The 18,737-nt window shown below is 45.6% G+C and carries 17 protein-coding genes; 12 read left to right on the forward strand and 5 right to left on the reverse strand.

Annotated features, from left to right (window positions below):
• Positions 1-35: 35 nt before the first annotated feature.
• From DMB88_RS02010 to DMB88_RS02020, 4 genes are all read right to left on the reverse strand, one after another.
• On the reverse strand, positions 36-1,469 hold the full coding sequence (locus DMB88_RS02010; protein ID WP_128099999.1) for a hypothetical protein: 1,434 nt from the start codon (positions 1,467-1,469) through the stop codon (positions 36-38).
• A 142-nt stretch (positions 1,470-1,611) separates the two neighbouring features.
• Positions 1,612-2,010: a zinc-binding metallopeptidase family protein gene (locus DMB88_RS30655; RefSeq protein ID WP_254438417.1), complete on the reverse strand. Its 399-nt coding sequence runs from the start codon at positions 2,008-2,010 to the stop codon at positions 1,612-1,614.
• Complete coding sequence (locus DMB88_RS02015) at positions 1,917-2,966, reverse strand: M20/M25/M40 family metallo-hydrolase (RefSeq protein WP_254438418.1); 1,050 nt, start codon at positions 2,964-2,966, stop codon at positions 1,917-1,919. Before DMB88_RS02015 ends, DMB88_RS30655 begins: the two co-directional genes overlap by 94 nt.
• A gap of 92 nt (positions 2,967-3,058) precedes the next feature.
• On the reverse strand, positions 3,059-4,705 hold the full coding sequence (locus tag DMB88_RS02020) for an ABC transporter substrate-binding protein (protein ID WP_128100000.1): 1,647 nt from the start codon (positions 4,703-4,705) through the stop codon (positions 3,059-3,061).
• A gap of 407 nt (positions 4,706-5,112) precedes the next feature.
• Between DMB88_RS02020 and DMB88_RS02025 the strand changes: the two genes are divergently transcribed.
• From DMB88_RS02025 to DMB88_RS02055, 7 genes are all read left to right on the forward strand, one after another.
• The gene (locus tag DMB88_RS02025) at positions 5,113-6,144 is read left to right on the forward strand and encodes a BMP family lipoprotein (protein WP_128100001.1); all 1,032 of its coding nucleotides are present in this window, start codon (positions 5,113-5,115) and stop codon (positions 6,142-6,144) included.
• A 293-nt stretch (positions 6,145-6,437) separates the two neighbouring features.
• Positions 6,438-7,937, forward strand: a complete 1,500-nt coding sequence (locus DMB88_RS02030; protein WP_128100002.1) for an ABC transporter ATP-binding protein — start codon at positions 6,438-6,440, stop codon at positions 7,935-7,937.
• Positions 7,934-9,001, forward strand: coding sequence for an ABC transporter permease (locus DMB88_RS02035; protein WP_128100003.1), 1,068 nt, complete (start codon positions 7,934-7,936; stop codon positions 8,999-9,001). The genes DMB88_RS02030 and DMB88_RS02035 overlap by 4 nt, the downstream gene beginning before the upstream one ends.
• Complete coding sequence (locus DMB88_RS02040) at positions 8,985-9,908, forward strand: ABC transporter permease (RefSeq protein ID WP_128100004.1); 924 nt, start codon at positions 8,985-8,987, stop codon at positions 9,906-9,908. The genes DMB88_RS02035 and DMB88_RS02040 overlap by 17 nt, the downstream gene beginning before the upstream one ends.
• Positions 9,909-9,955: 47 nt before the next feature.
• Positions 9,956-10,627 carry a sulfite oxidase-like oxidoreductase gene (locus DMB88_RS02045; protein ID WP_056703787.1) on the forward strand — a complete coding sequence of 224 codons (672 nt, stop codon included), beginning with the start codon at positions 9,956-9,958 and terminating at the stop codon, positions 10,625-10,627.
• 1 nt (position 10,628) lies between these two features.
• Positions 10,629-11,414 carry a nucleoside phosphorylase gene (locus DMB88_RS02050; RefSeq protein ID WP_128100005.1) on the forward strand — a complete coding sequence of 262 codons (786 nt, stop codon included), beginning with the start codon at positions 10,629-10,631 and terminating at the stop codon, positions 11,412-11,414.
• Between the two features lie 613 nt (positions 11,415-12,027).
• Complete coding sequence (locus DMB88_RS02055) at positions 12,028-12,213, forward strand: hypothetical protein (RefSeq protein WP_056703799.1); 186 nt, start codon at positions 12,028-12,030, stop codon at positions 12,211-12,213.
• Positions 12,214-12,699: 486 nt separating this feature from the next.
• On the opposite strand, the gene DMB88_RS02060 is transcribed toward DMB88_RS02055, so the two are convergent.
• The gene (locus DMB88_RS02060; RefSeq protein WP_128100006.1) at positions 12,700-13,551 is read right to left on the reverse strand and encodes a glycine zipper 2TM domain-containing protein; all 852 of its coding nucleotides are present in this window, start codon (positions 13,549-13,551) and stop codon (positions 12,700-12,702) included.
• A 303-nt stretch (positions 13,552-13,854) separates the two neighbouring features.
• Here DMB88_RS02060 and DMB88_RS02065 point away from each other — a divergent pair, with 303 nt between their 5' ends.
• The 5 genes from DMB88_RS02065 (at position 13,855) to DMB88_RS02085 (ending at position 18,400) form a co-directional block, all read left to right on the forward strand.
• The gene (locus DMB88_RS02065) at positions 13,855-14,040 is read left to right on the forward strand and encodes a hypothetical protein (protein WP_056703799.1); all 186 of its coding nucleotides are present in this window, start codon (positions 13,855-13,857) and stop codon (positions 14,038-14,040) included.
• Between the two features lie 127 nt (positions 14,041-14,167).
• Positions 14,168-14,650, forward strand: coding sequence for a GNAT family N-acetyltransferase (locus DMB88_RS02070; RefSeq protein WP_164848581.1), 483 nt, complete (start codon positions 14,168-14,170; stop codon positions 14,648-14,650).
• 141 nt (positions 14,651-14,791) lie between these two features.
• Positions 14,792-15,202, forward strand: coding sequence for a metal-sensitive transcriptional regulator (locus DMB88_RS31685; protein WP_174715325.1), 411 nt, complete (start codon positions 14,792-14,794; stop codon positions 15,200-15,202).
• Positions 15,203-15,473: 271 nt separating this feature from the next.
• Positions 15,474-15,674: a copper ion binding protein gene (locus DMB88_RS02080; protein ID WP_128104266.1), complete on the forward strand. Its 201-nt coding sequence runs from the start codon at positions 15,474-15,476 to the stop codon at positions 15,672-15,674.
• 197 nt (positions 15,675-15,871) lie between these two features.
• Positions 15,872-18,400, forward strand: a complete 2,529-nt coding sequence (locus tag DMB88_RS02085) for a heavy metal translocating P-type ATPase (protein ID WP_128100008.1) — start codon at positions 15,872-15,874, stop codon at positions 18,398-18,400.
• Positions 18,401-18,737 lie beyond the last annotated feature (337 nt).

The following is an 18,737-nucleotide window of genomic DNA, read 5'->3' on the forward strand; positions in this document are numbered from 1 at the left end:
GATGACGTTTATTGCATGAGTGCGTATATCAAAAATTACTCGGATTCGCCGTTCAAGTAGTTAAGGAATGGTTGATCCACCCAGAACGTATAACTTGTGATATCTGCGTCTGGAGCAAGCTTGCGGAAGCCGTCTTGAATATCTTTTGCTTTCTCTTTAAGAGAGAAGGACTGTGCATAGTAATGACCGAGCGAGATTTTGGTATTGGCAATCACCGGATACCCATCAATAGCAGTAGCGGAGTAGTAAAGCGGCTGCCACCATGAAGCGTGAATCAGGTTCGACGTATTGCCCGTGCTCTTCTTCGCATACTTCAGAATAATATCATTGAAGCGTGCTTTGTCCGCCGTAGTATTGAACTCGAACTGAATATCGTACTCTTTGGAATAGGCGATATAATTGCCATTTTCGATCTGTGTAACTTTGTAATCCGGTGTCTCTGTAGGCTCGCCCCACTCTTTGAGGTAGATGAAGGCAGAAGTCTTCGGTTGGAACTGCACATCGGCCTCGATACCTTCACTGCGCAGAAGACCAATCAACTGTACGGCATGTTGAATATCAGAATGACCATAAGTTAGCGTCAGTTCATCAATAAAGTTGGAATCAAAACGAGTGTCTTTCAGGTTATAACCTGTCACGAGATCATTACGCAATGCCTGATCCACAATCTCTCTCAGCGCAGGTGCTTCAATGAGATCAGCTGTGCGATAAGCTGCGTACAATTTGGAATAGATGTCTGCATCGCCTGAACGACCAATTTCGTTCTTGTAATTTCCTTGGCTAGACAAGACGCGACCAAGTAGGATGTTAGCAAAATCAGAAGTCGCTACGCCACCCTTGCGGAGGGCAGGATATAGACTCTCTGGAATCAAGCCGGTATCAACGGCAGCAGCCAACTCTTGTGCAGCAAGACCTTGAACACGTCCAGCGCCGATTCCAAGCTTAGCCAGCGCTTTCGCTGTTTTTGCTTCAGAATACGTGTAAGCCAGCTCTTTGAAGCCTGCTGCTTTTACTGCGATAAATACGGCAGCATAGGTGCTGAGCTTGTCGTTGGCACGAACTTCTGTACCTGTAATAACGCCGCTATTGTATAAGGAAACGGCTGCATCATAAGCAGAATCACCCGATTTCAGATCGGTGAAGGCAGGAGCCTTAACTTCACTTGCTTCATCTGTGCTCGCGCTAGCTGCATCAGCTTCAATAATGGCTGCAATAGCCTGGATGAAGTCGCCTTTGGTAGGCTGCTGCGGCAATTTCACATTGTATTTCGCTTGCAGGAACTGTGCATAGTCTGCTGCGCTCTCTGTATAAACTGTTGGTGCTTGAGCTACTGGTCCTTTAACGGACACCGATGGAGCAGAAGCAGGAGCTGCAGATGCTGCAGAAGCGTAAGAAGGCAAGCTAAGGCTGCCAAGTGTGACCGGAGCAGCAAGCAAAGCCGCAAGTGTGATCTGGGTGATTTTCTTCAAATGAATAGCCTCCTTAAAAATGGGTGGTAAGTAGAGTAGATAAGTAAATAAATCCGACAAAACCTATGTGAATAAATAAAACAAATAAGTTGGATTGACTCTAGCATGGGGCATCTCTGATTGTCAATAATAAAAATGTTTATTATTTCTTGAAAGTCACGTGAGACAGTTTATCCAGCACATAATAAGTACTGCGTATTGCCCTGAAAAAGTAACTGATCTCCAAATTTTCGTTAGGGCCGTGGTTGTTTTGGTCGTAATTTGCATAGGGAACAATAATGGAAGGCACATTCAAAATCTGGGTCCATACATAGTCTGGCAGCGTACCTCCCAGGCTGGGTTGAATAACAGGGCGTTGTCCTGAGGATTGCTCAATAGCCTCAGCAATGGCAAGTACAGCCGGATGATCTGCGGGTGTTCTTGAGGCCGGGACTGCACCTTTACGCGTCAGCGTAATGCTCGCGTCGTGTTTTTGTACATGGTTGGCGAGTGCTTCGAATACCTGATCTGGGTCTTGTCCAGCAACAAGTCGAATATCCAATCGGGCTGTGGCACGTGCTGGAATGATAGACCTCCCCCTTTACCTGTATGACCGCTAAACAATCCAGACACATTAAGCGTTGGTTCAAACATCAGCTTACGATGATACGTATCGCTATCGATCTCAAGCGCATCGTAACCACTCTTGCGTCGAACCCCTTCCAGATCAAAAGGGATGTCACGCAGGATTTGCTCTTCATGTGGTGTTGGTGGTTTCACGCCATCGTAAAATCCTTCAATCGTCACCTGATCTCCCTTGCGCATCGTGTGCAGTAACTCGGTTAAACGCCATACGGGATTGGGCACAATGTTGCCGAGATTGCCAGAATGATTGTCCCATCTCGCTTCTTGAGCCACCAGTTCTACGCCCAAGGCACCTCGAACGCCGAGCAGGATCGACTGAGCTCCCGACTCATGGGAAGAACCATCTGTTGTATAGACCAGATCTGTCTGCAAAAGCTCACGCTGCTGCTCCACAAAAGCCGCCAGGTGACGGCTTCCGGCTTCTTCCTCACCTTCAATGATCCATTTGACGTTCACGGGCAGTCGTCCATGGATATCCAGATAAGCCTTGGCCCCTAGTATGCTCGCAACAAATTGCCCCTTGTTATCGCCGGCTCCTCTTGCATAGATACGGCCGTTTCTAATTTCTGGATCAAAAGGGTCACTCTGCCATTCCTCCAGCGGATCAGGAGGCTGAACATCATAATGACCATAGATGAGCACAGTTGTTTCATTATCCGGATGCAGCCACTCTCCATAAATAATGGGGTGGCCTTCAGTTTCATAAAGACGATTCTTGATACCGTAATCGGAGAACAGTTCTTGTACCAGAGAAGCACATTCCGCCATACCGATATTTTGCGTGCTGATGCTAGGCTGCCGCAACAGCCTGAACAATCGTTCCAGGTACAGTTCTTCATTCTGGGAAATAAATGAATCCACATTGTTGACCAAACTTCTCATCCTTTCTGTGTATGGCGAATTGCGCCTCGTTCATGTCGGTAGATTCATATAACGGTCGCTGTATTCTTCAGACCAAGAATGCTTTACTGGACATAGACATCATTGAAAATTGGGTATGCCAAATAATCAAATTTTAATCCTTTTAATGTATCGCTGGCTCCAACAACGTATGGGAAAATATATATCGGAATGATAATTGCGTTGTCCTGGATGTATCTCAACACCTTGCCATATATCTCAGCACGCTTCGTATCGTCAAATTCAATGGCACCTTGTTCCAACCATTCATCGACCTCAGGACTGGAAAGATTGGACAGTGTTGCTCTAGCCCCTGGAGCAGCTGTGTGGTAGAAGGGAAGTAAGGCATGTGGATCATCCTTAACCTGACTGTTACCGTAGATGTCATAGTCCCCATTCGTAAACACAATGGTACCGACGTCCTGCGTAATTTCCACGTTAACTTGTACACCTATTTTTTTGAGTTGTTGTTGGATCATTGCAGCAATGTCATTTCGCTTTTCCCGATTAGGAGATCCGTCTACATAATGCAGAGTAAGCTTCTGCCCATTTTTTTCTCGAATGCCGTCCGTTCCAACTTCCCAACCAAGTTCATCGAGTAATTGCGCTGCTTTTGCCTGATTCATCTGGATTACGTTCTCCAGAGAAGCATCATATCCCAGTATGGAAGGTGTTAAAGCTGACCATGCTTGCTCGTACGTGCCCAGATAGAGTGTTTTGACGATTGAACTAACATCAATACCGTATTGCAACGCTTGTCTGGCCTTCAATTCATTCCACGGTTCTTTGTTCTGGTTGATGAACAACGTATACGGAAGACCAGGTGTGTTAACTTTTAGCAGTTGGAAGCCAGGCTGCTTCTCCAGCGCCAGCACATTTTGTGGTGGTACTGTTTCAATGGCAGTCACTTGCCCACTTTGCAAACTACCTACGCGAGTAGCCTCTTCAGGCAAAATTTTAAACGTGAGCGTGTTTAAATAAGGGGCGCCTTTATTTTCGACTGTTTCGGGAGCCCAAGCATAGTCGGTATTACGTTCCACCTGAACCTGTGCATTCTCGTCCCATTTCACGAACTTGAACGGTCCTGTACCGACAGGATGCTGCCCGAACTGGTCGCCGTACTTTTCCACCGCTGTTGGTGAAACTATACTCAGCGCTGCTTGGCTTAAATTGCCGAGGAAAGCGCGCGAAGGTTGCGACAGATTTAATTGGATCGTGTACTCATCAATTATTTCAGAGCTTTCATAAGGCACGATTAATGCTGCTGAATTTCCAGCCTTAGTGTTGGGATCGAGTATTCGATCGAGGCTGAATTTTACCGCTTCGGCATTGAAGGGTGTGCCATCATGGAACTTCACACCCTCGCGTAGTTTAAACGTATATGTTTTATGATCCTCCGATTCCTCCCATTCTGTTGCTAACCAAGGCTTGATCGTCCCATCTTCCGTTTTTACCACCAGATTGTCGAAGAGGGTTCGGTAAACGCGGATAGCAACAGCAAGTCCGCTTCGTGCAGGATCTAACGTATCAGGAGAGGTAGCGAGTGCGTATGTAGCATCCCCTCCTTTTCCTGTCGTGCTGCTTGATGCCGCGGTTGTCTCTGTTGAACTGTCCGCTGGGGTTGCCTGCTTTGTGCTCGAACCGTTCGAGCAGGCTGACAGAACAAAAACCGATGTTAGAATTATTGAAATCCACCATTTCCTTGTACGCATAAGATCCACACTCTCCTTTTAGATGTCAACATGCCGTTTATCCGTTACCTTGGCTCATGATGTCATTGTAATAATATAATTAATTCAATCGATATACTTGGTATTAAATACTACTGTACTCCTCACCTGTTGTTTAATTGAAACAATCTATATCGTTATTGAAAATTCATATAGTTACATCCATCTTCTATGTTTTCGTGTAATTGCATGATTCAATCTCAGCTTATTAATGGGTAGAGAAAATGGTTGGCATATAAATAGGATTGCGATATAATTCTGACAAAACCTATATGAAATATAAAATTTAAATCACTCTTTGAATAATACGTCTCAAAGATTTATTGACAAGGATCGACACTTTCCGCTAGGATAATAAAAAAAGAATTTTGAAAAGGGGAATTTTCGAAATGAAAAGAGGTTTATCGTTCGTCTTATCGATCATTATGTTGGCTATTTTGTTGGCAGCTTGTGGAACTTCGGCTTCCAAAGACGAACAATCCGCTCAAGGTGGCGATTCTGAGAAATCCCTTCGGATGGCTCTGGTACTTCCCGAAAAAATAGGGGTTAACCCTTTCTTTGTACAGATGGATGAAGGCTTCAAAAAAGCAGGCGAAGAGTTCAAAGTAGATACGAAGACAATCGAATCAACAGATCCGGCTGCATTCGAGCAAAATCTGCGTGCTGCTGTTGCTGAAAATTACGATCTGATTATTACTGCGACGTTCCAAGCTGAGGATGCACTGAAAAAGGTTGCTGCTGAGAACCCAGACAAATCCTTCGCAATTGTTGACACAACTGTTGATCTGCCTAACGTTCGTAGCGTTGGTTTCCGTGAATATGAAGGAGCGTACCTGCTTGGTGCAGCTGCTGGATTGTCCACGAAGACAGATAAAGTCGGCATGATCGCTGCAATGGACGTTCCACTGATTAAGAAATATACAGAAGGTTTCAAAGCAGGTCTGGAGTCCGTTAACCCGGATGCAGAATTCCTTGTAAACTATGTTGGTGGATTCAATGACCCGGCAAAAGCAAAAGAATTGGCATTGGTGCAATTCGGCAAAGGCGCTGACTTCATCGCTGGTGCATCTGCTGTAGGTGACCTTGGCGTGTTCGAGGCTGCTAAGGAAAAAGGCTTCTATACTTCTGGACAAGATACGGACCGCACAGTTGAAGATCCAGAGCACATCGTATTGTCCCAGTTGAAATCAACGGATACGGTTGCTTACGAGACAGTGAAGGATTATGTAGAAGGTAACTTCAAGGCAGGCGCTGTAAACTACGGTCTGAAAGAAGACGGTGTAGGTCTGACATTCGTTACACGTGATAGCGAATCTCCATTAAGTGATTTTGTTGGACAAGAGGTCATTGACAAAGTTACAGCAATTAAGGATGATATCGTATCCGGTAAAATCGTTGTAAAAGATCCATTGCAACAATAGTCTACAGTGTTTGATGTGAATGTGTTGATTAGCCGGCTGCCCGTTCAGGCAGCCGGTTTTGCTGCTATTATAATGAAGCGTATATGTTCAACTAAACGTTTACTCGATAACGGAGAGGACAGAAATAGCTTGAAGAAGCGAAGCGGTCGCCTTTATCCTCGGATTTCCCCATAGGGAAAGGGATCAAAAAAATCTGGGGATAACAGCGATCGGAAAGCTATTCTGTCATCGTAGTGGCAAGAGTAACAGGTTCTTGTTGAACTTATATTAACTGAGAGGAGAGAACGCGCGATATGCTGCTGGAGATGGATCAGATTACGAAAAAGTACAGCGAATTCACGGCGAATCGGGATATCCGTTTTAATTTGCGTGAAGGGGAAATCCATGCCCTCGTGGGTGAGAATGGTGCAGGTAAAACAACCTTAATGCGCATGTTGTACGGGATGGAGCAGCCTACATCAGGCACAATCAAGGTTCGTGGACGTGAGGTAAGCTTCGCAACCCCGTCTCAAGCCATGGCCAGCGGTATTGGCATGGTACATCAGCATTTCATGCTGTTTCCTTCCTTTACGGTTGCCGAGAATATCGTCATTGGTCGTGAGCCAGCGTCTGCAGGGGTGTTCGACCGTAAACAGGCCGCGGCACAAGTGAATGAGCTGGGTAGGAAGTATGGAATGCCCGTGGATCCATGGAAAAAAGTAGCCGAGTGCCCGCTTGGTTTGCAGCAGCGTGTAGAGATTTTGAAGGTGCTGCATCAGGGTGCAGATATCATTATATTGGATGAGCCTTCGGCGGTACTGACACCGCTCGAAGTGAAGGAACTGCTGGCGAATATGAAATCACTCGCCAAGTTAGGCAAAACATTTGTTTTAATCACACACAAACTACAAGAAGTTATGGATGTGGCAGATCGGATTACCGTTCTTCGCGATGGTCAGGTTACAGGCACGCTCGACGCCAAAGACACAAACATCGAAGAATTGTCACGGTTAATGGTAGGACGTGAGCTTGTGCGGATGAATAAACAGCCGGCGGCTCCGACTGAAACGGTGCTTCAGGTGGAGGATGTTAATCTGTCAGGAGGCAAGGATCGTTCTGCGCTTCATCAGATTCACATGAACATTCGAAAAGGTGAGATTGTCGGGATTGCTGGAATTTCCGGCAACGGGCAATCTGAGCTAATCCAGGTTATTGCTGGACTGCGAAAAGCGGATCGTGGTCGTGTCTTGTTGTCAGGACAGGATACAACGAACTGGCCTGTGCGACGCATTCGTGAACACGGACTAGCCCACATCCCTGAGGATCGTTATATGTGGGGAGCGGCTAAGGATGCTAGTGTACGTGAAAATGGATTGATGGGACACCACCATAAGCTACAATCACGCGGCATTATCAAAGCAAAGGCAGCCCGAACCATGGTGGAGAACTGGATTAAGCAGTTCAGCATCAAGACCGGTTCTGCGGAGACGAAAGCACAGTTCTTATCCGGGGGTAACCTCCAGAAGCTGATTGCTGCACGTGAGTTTGCTCAAGATACTCCGTTCCTCATTGCTGCTGAGCCTACACGGGGCGTAGATATCGGAGCAATGGAGACAATTCATGCTGAATTGCTGCGTAAGCGCAATGAGGGTGCGGGGATCCTATTAGTATCTTCTGAGTTATCTGAGATTTTGCAATTATCCGACCGTATTCTGGTGATGTATGAAGGCGAGATTGCTGGAGAGCTGCAGGCAGATGAAGCGACGGAAGAACAGATCAGCTTGTTAATGGCAGGAGGGAAAGAGCGGGTATGAATCGGGTAAAGGAAAGTCTTCGTGGGCTCGTACAGCCGCTGCTTGCTGTATTGATTGGTCTGCTGGCAGGCGCTATAGCCATTATGGTTGTTGGCGGGTCTGTGGTCGATACGTATGCGGAGATGTGGAAAGGAGCCTTCGGCAACTTCTACTTCTTCACTAATACATTGGCTCGTTCTACGCCGATTATCTTAGCAGGACTTGGCGTGGCGCTAGCGTTCCGTGCTGGATTTTTCAATATGGGCGCAGAAGGCCAGATGATTCTAGGTGGACTTAGTGCGGCGCTAACGGCGCTCTATCTGCCAGGACCGGGTTGGTTCGTATGTATAGCAGCCATTGTGGCAGGCATTATTGCCGGAGGCATCTGGTCTTTATTTGCAGGCTGGCTTGATGCACGGTTTGGCATGAATCTATTAATCACGACATTACTATTAAACTATATTGCCATTAACTTCGGCGGGTATATGGTATCCTATCCGTTTAAAGATACGACGGGTTCTGCGGCTATGGCGCAGACACCCATGATTGATCAGACCGTATGGCTACCGAAGCTATTTCAAGGAATGAGCCTACATGCTGGTTTTATTATCGCGATCGTAGCTGCCATTCTAATCTATTGGTTCACTCACAAAACGGTCACTGGTTACGAGATTCGTATGTTAGGTAGCAATCCTTCATTTGCTACGTATGGTGGTGTTCGCCGCATTCGGATGATGATGTTATCCATGATTATTAGTGGTGGACTTGCAGGGCTTGCTGGAGCAGGGGAAGTGCTCGGCACTCAATATCGTTTCCTTGATGGTTCATTGTCGTCAGCTAGTTATGCTTGGAGCGGCATTATGGCTACATTGCTGGCTCGCTCTCATCCACTCGGTACAGCGGTAGCAGCCGTATTGCTCGCTGCACTACAGACTGGAGCGATGGGCATGGAGCGGAATACAGATGTTCCACTGGAAGTGGGCAGTGTAATCCAGGCTGTATTAACGTTATTTGTATCGGCTCAGATTGGATATTCATTCCTGAAGCGGAGAAAGGAGAAAAAGTCCAATGCAACAACTGTTTGATGCCGCCTTGTTCGGCTCTACCTTACGGATTATGACTCCGATCCTGCTCGCGGCGCTCGGCGGTGCTTTATGCTCCCGGGTTGGTCTGTTCAATGTGGGTTTGGAAGGGCTTGTACTCATTGGAGCCTTCTCAGCGATCGTGGGTAATTACCTGTTTGGCAATGTATTGCTTGCCGTGATCTTTTCTATCATTATTGTTATGCTGTTCTCAGCGTTATTTGCCTTTATTAGTATTAATCTAAAAGCAAACGCCATCGTCGTCGGTATCTCGCTTAATTTCTTGGCCGCAGGGCTAACGACCTTTGCACTACGTGCGATTTTCGACGTGAAAGGCGCATACTACGATAAAGACATGCAAGGTCTACCGAAATGGGACATTCCTTTGATTAAGGATATCCCGTGGGTGGGTGATGTATTTTCAGGTCATAGTCCGTTGATCTATCTGGGCATTCTCATTGTGATTGGACTCCAATTCTATCTATTTAAAAGCGTCTCCGGATTCCGCCTACGCTCGGTTGGTGAAAATCCAGTAGCGGCACAGAGTATTGGCATCAAGGTTCGTGGTATCCAGTATGGGGCTGTCCTTATGTGTGGTGTCTTGTGTGCGCTCGCTGGGGCGCAATTGTCGCTTGGACAAGTGACCATGTTTACCGAAGGTATGACGGCTGGCCGTGGATTCATTGCACTCGTGGCTACGATGCTGGGACAGGCGAATCCGCTTGGGGTAATGGGTTCTAGTGTGCTGTTTGGTTTCATGGAGGCATTCAGTATTCGTCTACAGGGCTTCACGTTGCCAACACACTTTACGCAAATGTTGCCGTATATCGTAACACTGGTAGCGATGTTCTTCTTCAAAGACCGTACCTATCAACAGGATGCATTGAAAGCGGGCGGAAGCTCGCGTTAATTCGTTAAGTTCCACCACGGAGAGTTTATGAAAAGGGAGGGAGCACGTTGCTAAATAAGGCTGAACGGTTGAAAAAGACGAAATCACCCGCACCCAAAGTAGGTGCTGAGCATGGAGATCGCCTGCCGCCGGGGCAGATGTTGACCGAGAAATTCCCGATCCTGCATGAAGGAGAAGTGCCCGAGTACGACCTATCTACATGGGATCTGAAGGTGTTCGGTGAAGTTGAGGAGGAGAAAGTATTCTCCTTCGCAGAGCTTCAGGCGATGCCTCAGGTGAATACGGTGAGTGATATCCACTGTGTAACCCGTTGGTCCAAGTTTGATACGCCGTGGGAAGGCATTCGCTTTTCCGAATTCGTGAAGCTTCTTGGCGTTAAGCCAGAGGCGAAATATGTGATGGTTCATGCAGATCATGATTATGAAACGAATGTTCCACTCGAAGAGCTTATGCATGACGATGTATTACTGGCCTTCAAATATAATGGCGAGCCACTTACGCCGAAGCATGGGTATCCATTACGGCTGGTTGTGCCGCAGTTATACTTTTGGAAGAGTGCGAAATGGGTACGTGGGCTTGAGTTCATGACCGAAGACCGCAATGGATTCTGGGAGAATAACGGGTTCCACCATTTTGCCGATCCGTTCAAGGAGCAACGCTTCTCGGGTGAGGATCTACCGATCCCAGAAGACGAATGGACGAAGAAGGAGTTTGATTAAGATGTTGATGCCGATTTTGCAAATTCACTCTGAGGACATGCCGGCATATGCCATCGTCTGTGGTGACCCGGCGCGTGCGGAGAAGATTTCTCGTAAGTTAGAACAGGTGAAAGAACTGGCGTTCAGCCGCGAGTATCGCACATTTGTGGGTCAATACGAAGGTGTACAGATGGCTGTGGTTAGTCATGGTGTAGGTTCGCCGGGAGCGGCTGTATGTTTCGAAGAACTGATTCGTGCAGGTGTGACCACGCTAATTCGTGTAGGAACAGCAGGCTCGTATACCGCTGATTATCCAGCTGGTAGCGTTATTGTCAGCACGGCAGCGGTTCGCACGGATGGATTGACACGCCAGCTCGTGCCAGATGGTTTCCCAGCTGTAGCAGATATCGGTGTTACACAAGCGCTGATTGAAGCTGCACGGGGCACGGGAACCGGGACGGATGGAGCCTCTGTAGCTTCCGATGCATCAACAGCAGGTGCAACTAAGGTGGGAGTAGGCATTACTGTTACGCTGGATGCTTTCTTCACCGGAGTAGAAGAAATTCCACATCGCAAGTACAAGCAGGCAGGTGCGCTTGCTGCAGAGATGGAAATTGCTGCGCTCTACATCATCAGCACCTTGCGAGGTGCTCGTGCTGGTGCAATCGTAGCGATTGATGGTTTCGCAGACAGTGACCTGGCTGCCGAGTATGATCCGCATACGGATGCGGTAGCGAACGCGGTGGAGCACGAGATCAATTCGGCGCTACAAGCGCTGGCTACATTGGCGCGTCAGGATCAGGTTTAATTAGCAAGGAGCATTGCTAGAGATAGATCATGCAAAATCCAATACAGATATGCAAAGTGGGATAATCCCTTTTTGCATGGATTTCAAAAGGCCGGACTCCTTCAATGGAGATCCGGCCTTTGTTTGAGATTACATACTTTTTTTGCTGTATTTATCAGAGTGTTTTTTCCATAGATAGCAGTTTTTTATAATACCTGATATCGAAGTCAGAATACACAGTGTGATCAAAATAATAACTCCAGGTGAACTCCATTGTATCTGGAAAGCATTCAACGTATTGTTGAAACCGTAACTAAACATGTGCATAGCTACAATTAAAACGATACAAAATCCAAATGTATAAATTCCGACTAGAAAAGGTTTTAGAAAGCAAAATTTAAAAACGCCAGCTGTCAGCATCTTATTCCAATTGTTCTGAGTGATATCCATGTTTCACCCCTTAGTAAACATTTGCAGATAAGCTAGTATCTCTAATAAATATACCATTAATGCTTAGTCTAAACCTTTGTTTCCTGAACAACGTACACTTTCTCAAATGAATGATCCTGCCAATAGTTGGTACATTAAATAAAGGAACATCATCACGAATACAGCGAATAAGGAGGATTCCGACATGACACAGAATAATCAACCTCAAGATGAGGCTGCAATTCGTAACAAACTGGATGAAGATGGGGATTCTTTGATGGAGAAAAAGAAGATCCTCAGTGGTGTAGACATTGAGCCACAAGCAGATGAATGGGCAGCTAAGCCATCCCCTGTAGCCTTTAACAGTGTAAAATCCTCTTCCAAAGAGTAAAACGAGCTATGGCTGAATTGTGGCGGATACCTTCAGGGTATCTGCCTTTTGATGTATAAGGATGTACAGTGGTTGTACGGGAGATGTATAATACTGGAAACATGTGGGGTGAGGAGTGGATAAAGTAAGGCCGGCCTCCATTCAGAGGAGAGCCGGCTTTTAAGTTTTATTGTTCATCGTTGTATTTTTTAATTTTTGTTTTCCAAATATAACAATTGCTAATTATATTTATTACTGCAATTAATCCAAAAGCAGACATAACTAAGTAAATGTCTTTAGATATGAATGAATATAGGAAATTATTTAAAGCTGTCGTGAATCCCAAATTCCAGCCGTATAATATTAAACCAATACCTATAATGAAAATAAACCCACAAAGAGATAAAAAAATCGGTTTCAAAAAACAGAATTTCAGGAAACCTGTTGACTGAATTTTTTTCCACCTTTCGTTTTTTGATACCATTGATATCAACTCCTTGTTGGCTCTTATCGGTTAGTATATCTAGTAATCGTGGTCTGTAAAAAGTCCGTAAAATCAAAAGTGTATCCTAATTTGGCAAGATTAGTTGGTTTAGTAATGACTGATCCAGAGTAATCAGATATTACTCGTAAATACCTTGTTCCTTGTTTTGAGTCAAACTCCCAGGAATTCACAACACCTTTCCAAAGTGTCCAACGGTCTTCATAGTGAACTGTGGGTATTACGTTTTTAGTGAATATCCCATCTAATATAACACCAGCATATGCTCCAACTATTGCTGAAGTAACGACTGCAACTGTTATAGGTCCAGTCAACGCAGCAATAGCTATTGATACAGCAGCTCCAATTGCTGTACCTCTAGTAATACTTACTTTTTTTTCAGACGTACGAGTAATGCCACCATCCTTAGTATAACCTTTTGCTGTTAATTGTGTTACAAAAGTATCTGTATACGAGGCTTTATACGTATAACCTGCAGTGGAGAATGGTGTTACTACATCGGATGCAGGGTTTTCTATAGTTATGCTTGATCCTGTATCTTCTGTGATGTAATCACTTGGTTTCAAGATCGTTGTAGTGTAGGGCTCACTAGTAGATGAGAGGCTGTTTTGAGCTTCATTGTTATACTTTGTATAAACCAGTATGTCAGCGTCTAAATCTGTCTTTGCAGAATGATCGAGCACGCCATTAAGATAAACTTTAATCGTGCCATCCTCTTCTTGGACTATTTTAGTTGTAGTATTATTTTCATCAATAAATGTGTACTCATTATCATTTGCTAATGATGGTTGTGGAGAGGCAGCGACAGTTAATACAGGTGTTAGCAGCAGGACGATAGATAACATAAATGATAGCAATGTTTTTTTTGTCCATATTTACCTCCAATTTCTATTTTATGTTTATATTATCCATTAAATAAATATAAATGTAAACGTTTTCTGGATTATATAGGAATAAAGTTACATACGATCTCGATTGAAGATTAATCAGTTAACTCAGTGGTAGGATTGGTTTGTGGGTGGTTTATTAAGTTGAAATTAGGTGCTTAAGACCTACATTGAATTCAACCTAAACGTTGTTAAATGAATGATCCTGCCAATAGTGGGTACGTTATATAAAGGAACATCATCACGAATACAGAGATTAGGGAGGATTCCGACATGACACAGAACAATCAACCTCAAGATGAGGCTGCAATTCGTAACAAACTGGATGAAGATGGGGATTCTTTAATGGAGAAAAAGAAGATTCTGAGTGGTGTAGACATTGAGCCACAAGCAGATGAATGGGCGGCTAAGCCATCTCCTGTAGCCTTTAACAGTGTAAAATCCTCTTCCAAAGAGTAAAACGAGCTATGGCTGAATTGTGGCGGATACCTTCAGGGGTATCTGCCTTTTGATGTACAAGGATGTACAGTGGTTGCACGGAAGATGTATAATACTGGGAACATCTGGGGTGAGGAGAGGTTATATAATGAATGAAGTGAACATCCGTAGAGCCGAAAGTAGGGATTATCCAAGAGTGTCCGCACTGATGGATGAGCTGCACCGTATGCATGTCGAGGCACGTCCTGACATATATAGACCGCTACAGCCTAGAATGAGTCAGCAGGAATTTGAGGACTTGTTGAATGCGGAAGATCGTTACCTGTATGTAGCTGAAGCAACAGAGGGGGAGATCTGTGGGTATGGGAGCGCCCAACTCAATAAAATTCAGAATGTAGAGCTGCTAATGGATCGAGATGTGCTCTTCATTAATGAGATTATTATTGATCAGATGCATCGCGGGCGTCATATTGGACAGAAGATGATGGCGGTGCTTGTCGAGCTGGGTAACGAACTTCAAGCCGATCATCTAGAGCTAACCGTTGCTTCGTTTAACCAAGGGGCACAAGAGTTTTATGAAAAGTTAGGTCTGGTCGTCCGTAGCAGCAGAATGGAATACATACTTAGTTGATTGAATTAAACATCTGGGGATAACAGCGATCGGAATGTTGTTCTGTCATCGAAGTGGTCAGTGTAAATATTTATAGTTTCTCTTGAATACCCCATGGGGTATGTTATCCTTAGGTCAGAATGATGAAGAGGGGTGTTTATGATGGATCATCAGAGCCATCCCAAGGACTTAATGGAACCATCCGGAACCGATGTACCTGAAGTTTTGGAGACGGAATCTGCACAAACGGCGAATTCATGTCATGCTCATGCTGATAACGATGACGGGAAGCAAGTCCGTAAGAGTCATCACTCACAAGAGATGAAGGGCAATCTGATTTCACGGTTGAATCGTGTTGAAGGACAGATTCGTGGAATTAAAGGGCTCATTGAGAAGGATACGTATTGTGATGATGTCCTGACACAGATCGCCGCAGCCCAGTCAGCGCTTAATTCAGTAGGAAAACTTCTGCTTGAAGGGCATATGAAGAGCTGTATCGTTGAGCGAATTCAGGCAGGGGAACATGAAGTAGTCGATGAACTGCTGGTTACGGTAAGGAAATTAATGAAGTGAATATTGTTACTTAATCTAAATAAGTTCAACTAAACTTTTTACACGAGAACGTAGAGGACAGAAATAACATGAAGAAGCGGAGCGTTCGCCTATAAGCTTTCTGAAAGAAAGCTACATCGGAAGCATAAGCTATCCCTGGATTTTCCCCGTTGACAAAGGGAATCAAAAAAATCTGGGGATAACAGCGATCGGAAGGTTATTCTGTCATCGGAGTGGTAAGTGTAACATTCTTTAATTGAACTTATACATTGCCCATAAGGAGGAATATATGATGTCTAATGTTACATTGAACGTATCAGGAATGTCCTGCAATCACTGCGTGAAGGCTGTTGAAGAAGCTGTGAAGAATGCTGGTGCAAGTGGTCAGGTCGATCTGCAAGCTGGAACGGTAGCAGTAGAGTATGATGAGCAGAAGGTTAACGTGGATCAGATCAAGGCAGCAATTGAAGACCAAGGATACGATGTAGCTTAATTATTTTCTCTCAATTTTCATCTGATTCATATGAATGATTTATGATGATCTGGCTTGAACAGAACTTCCTTGTTTAACTCAAGGGACGAGAAGAATCGGTAGATTTTTTTCGAATAAGTTCATCGTTTAAGCCTTATTTTTTCTAATGAATATACCCCCATAGGGTATTGGGGAACAAATTGAACGGAGATGACGACATGGATAAGCCAGCAACAGAAAATACTGCAACTGGCTCAGCATTACCACCCGTAGAGGGAGCATCTGGTTTACTCACCACACTCCAAATTACAGGTATGACCTGTGCAGCGTGCTCTACCCGAATCGAGAAGGGGTTATCCCGCATGGAAGGGGTCAATCAGGCTAACGTTAATCTCGCAATAGAGCAGGCGACCGTTAGGTACGATCCCAAAGTCATTAATATCAATCAACTGCGAGATAAGGTTGAAGCGTTGGGTTATGGCACAGTTACGGAATCGGTAGATCTGGATATAACGGGCATGACCTGTGCGGCTTGTTCGGCTCGGATCGAGAAAGGGCTATCCCGCTTACCGGGTGTATCTCGTGCAAATGTAAATTTAGCGCTGGAGACAGGGCATGTCGAATTCACAGCAGGCGCTCTGAAAGCATCCGACATTACGGCTAAGATTAGACAGCTTGGTTATGGCGCAGAATTACAACAGACGGGAGAGGAAACTTCATCTGCCAGAGAGCGGGAATTGCAACGTAAGAAGTGGAAATGGATGATATCCGCAGCACTTTCGATTCCTTTGTTATGGGCGATGGTGGGTCACTTCTCCTTCACATCGTGGATTTGGGTGCCTGATCTGTTCATGAACCCATGGTTCCAATTGCTTCTCGCAACGCCAGTTCAGTTTGTGATTGGATGGCAGTTCTATGTGGGAGCCTACAAAGCATTGCGTAGTGGTAGCGCCAATATGGATGTGCTGGTCGCTTTGGGTACAAGTGCGGCATTTTTCTACAGTCTTTATCTAACGTTATCCAGTGGTTATCTACCTGCGACTACGATGGATCATGGTGCAATGGAAACAAGCACAGCCGTTATGCCGATGGTGGAGCTTTATTATGAGACGAGTGCAATTCTGATTACCTTAATATTACTCGGCAAATGGTTCGAGGCTGTAGCAAAAGGACGCTCATCCCAGGCGATCAAGAGCTTGATTGAATTGGCTCCGCGTGAAGCCCGCGTCATTCGAGATGGGCAGGAGGTCGTTATCCCTGCGAGTTATGTTGCTGTGGGTGATCTCGTTCTTGTGAAACCAGGGGACAGTATCCCGGTGGACGGCATCGTGGAGGAAGGACAGTCTTCTGTAGACGAATCGATGCTCAGTGGAGAGAGTTTACCTGTAGATAAAAAGCCTGGCGATGCTGTTACAGGGGCTACTTTGAACAAAAACGGCATGTTACGCCTAAGAGCGACCCGAGTGGGTGCAGATACCGCTCTCTCCCAAATTATCAAAGTCGTTGAGCAAGCGCAGGGCTCCAAAGCTCCAATTCAACGGATTGCAGATGTGATCTCAGGTATTTTTGTCCCGATTGTTGTGGGCATTGCCGCCGTTACCTTCCTTGTCTGGTACTTCTTCGCAAGTCCCGGTGACTTCGCTGGGTCATTGGAAAAAGCAATTGCTGTATTGGTTATCGCCTGTCCATGTGCCTTAGGTTTGGCTACGCCAACCTCGGTTATGGCTGGATCGGGGCGAGCTGCTGAATATGGCATTTTGTTCAAAGGCGGCGAGCATCTAGAATCGGCCCAGCAGATTCAGACTGTTGTGCTGGACAAAACAGGTACGGTAACTCAGGGCAAACCTGTGCTTACAGACGTTGTAACAGCTTCAGACTGGACAGAAACGGAGCTGTTAGAACGGGTTGGCGCAGCAGAGCAGAATTCGGAGCACCCACTTGCTGAAGCTATCGTGGAAGGGATTCAAGGTAAAGGCATCGCTCTAAGCCAATCCGATCAATTCGAGAACATACCTGGCTACGGTGTTCGAGCTCGTGTTCAGGGACAAGAGATTCTGGTTGGAACCCGGCGTTTGCTTGCTGATGCCAAGGTTAATGTTCCAGATGGTACGGTGGCTCAGATGAACCAACTGGAGGAACAAGGGCGTACAGCGATGTTGGTTGCGATTGATGGTGTGTGGGCAGGGATTGTTGCTGTTGCAGATACCATTAAAGAAACGTCACGCGAAGCAGTAGCCCGTCTACAAACGATGGGAATCGACGTTATTATGATTACCGGTGACAATGAGCGAACAGCACGCGCTGTGGCAGAACAAGCGGGAATCCGTAACGTTCTAGCAGAAGTGCTCCCAGAGGGCAAAGCTGCGGAAGTGAAGAAGCTGCAGGCTAATGGTCGTAAGGTGGCTATGGTTGGAGATGGAATTAACGATGCGCCAGCTCTGGCGACAGCCGATATTGGGATGGCCATTGGGACAGGGACGGATGTAGCGATGGAAGCGGCGGATATTACGTTGATGCGTGGGGATTTGAATAGCATTGCTGACGCAATCGAGATGAGCCGGCGAACAATGGGTAACATCAAGCAAAATCTGTTCTGGGCACTTGGATATAATGTGATCGGTATTCCAATTGCTGCTGTTGGCTTTCTTGCTCCATGGTTAGCTGGTGCTGCGATGGCGTTCAGCTCGGTGTCTGTTGTGTTAAACGCCTTACGTTTGCAACGAATGAAGCTGCAACATAAAGCATGAATTTAATCATGCTCACAGGGATAGGATATCGTTTAGATTAGGTGAGGCTTGTACAAAGCAGATATGTCCTGAGTTATTTCTCTGAAAGAGGTTGTTCAAAAAGTCCGATTTTGATTACGAAGGATGCGCGAGTGGCATCTCAGCATCGAATATGGGATTCAGCCGAAATGTCCGTTGCTCACGTAGGTTTGCCTACGCTCTGCTACTCCATTTCTATCTTCATCCCATCTTCTCGGTACTGAAAACCGCCCTTTTTGAAAACGTACTTAAAGATATGAAAAGAGAACAGTGATTTTTTTTCAAAAAGAGACTGTTTTGTTTCATTAATTTTCAGAAA

Source organism: Paenibacillus sp. DCT19 (assembly GCF_003268635.1).
Classification (GTDB): domain Bacteria; phylum Bacillota; class Bacilli; order Paenibacillales; family Paenibacillaceae; genus Paenibacillus.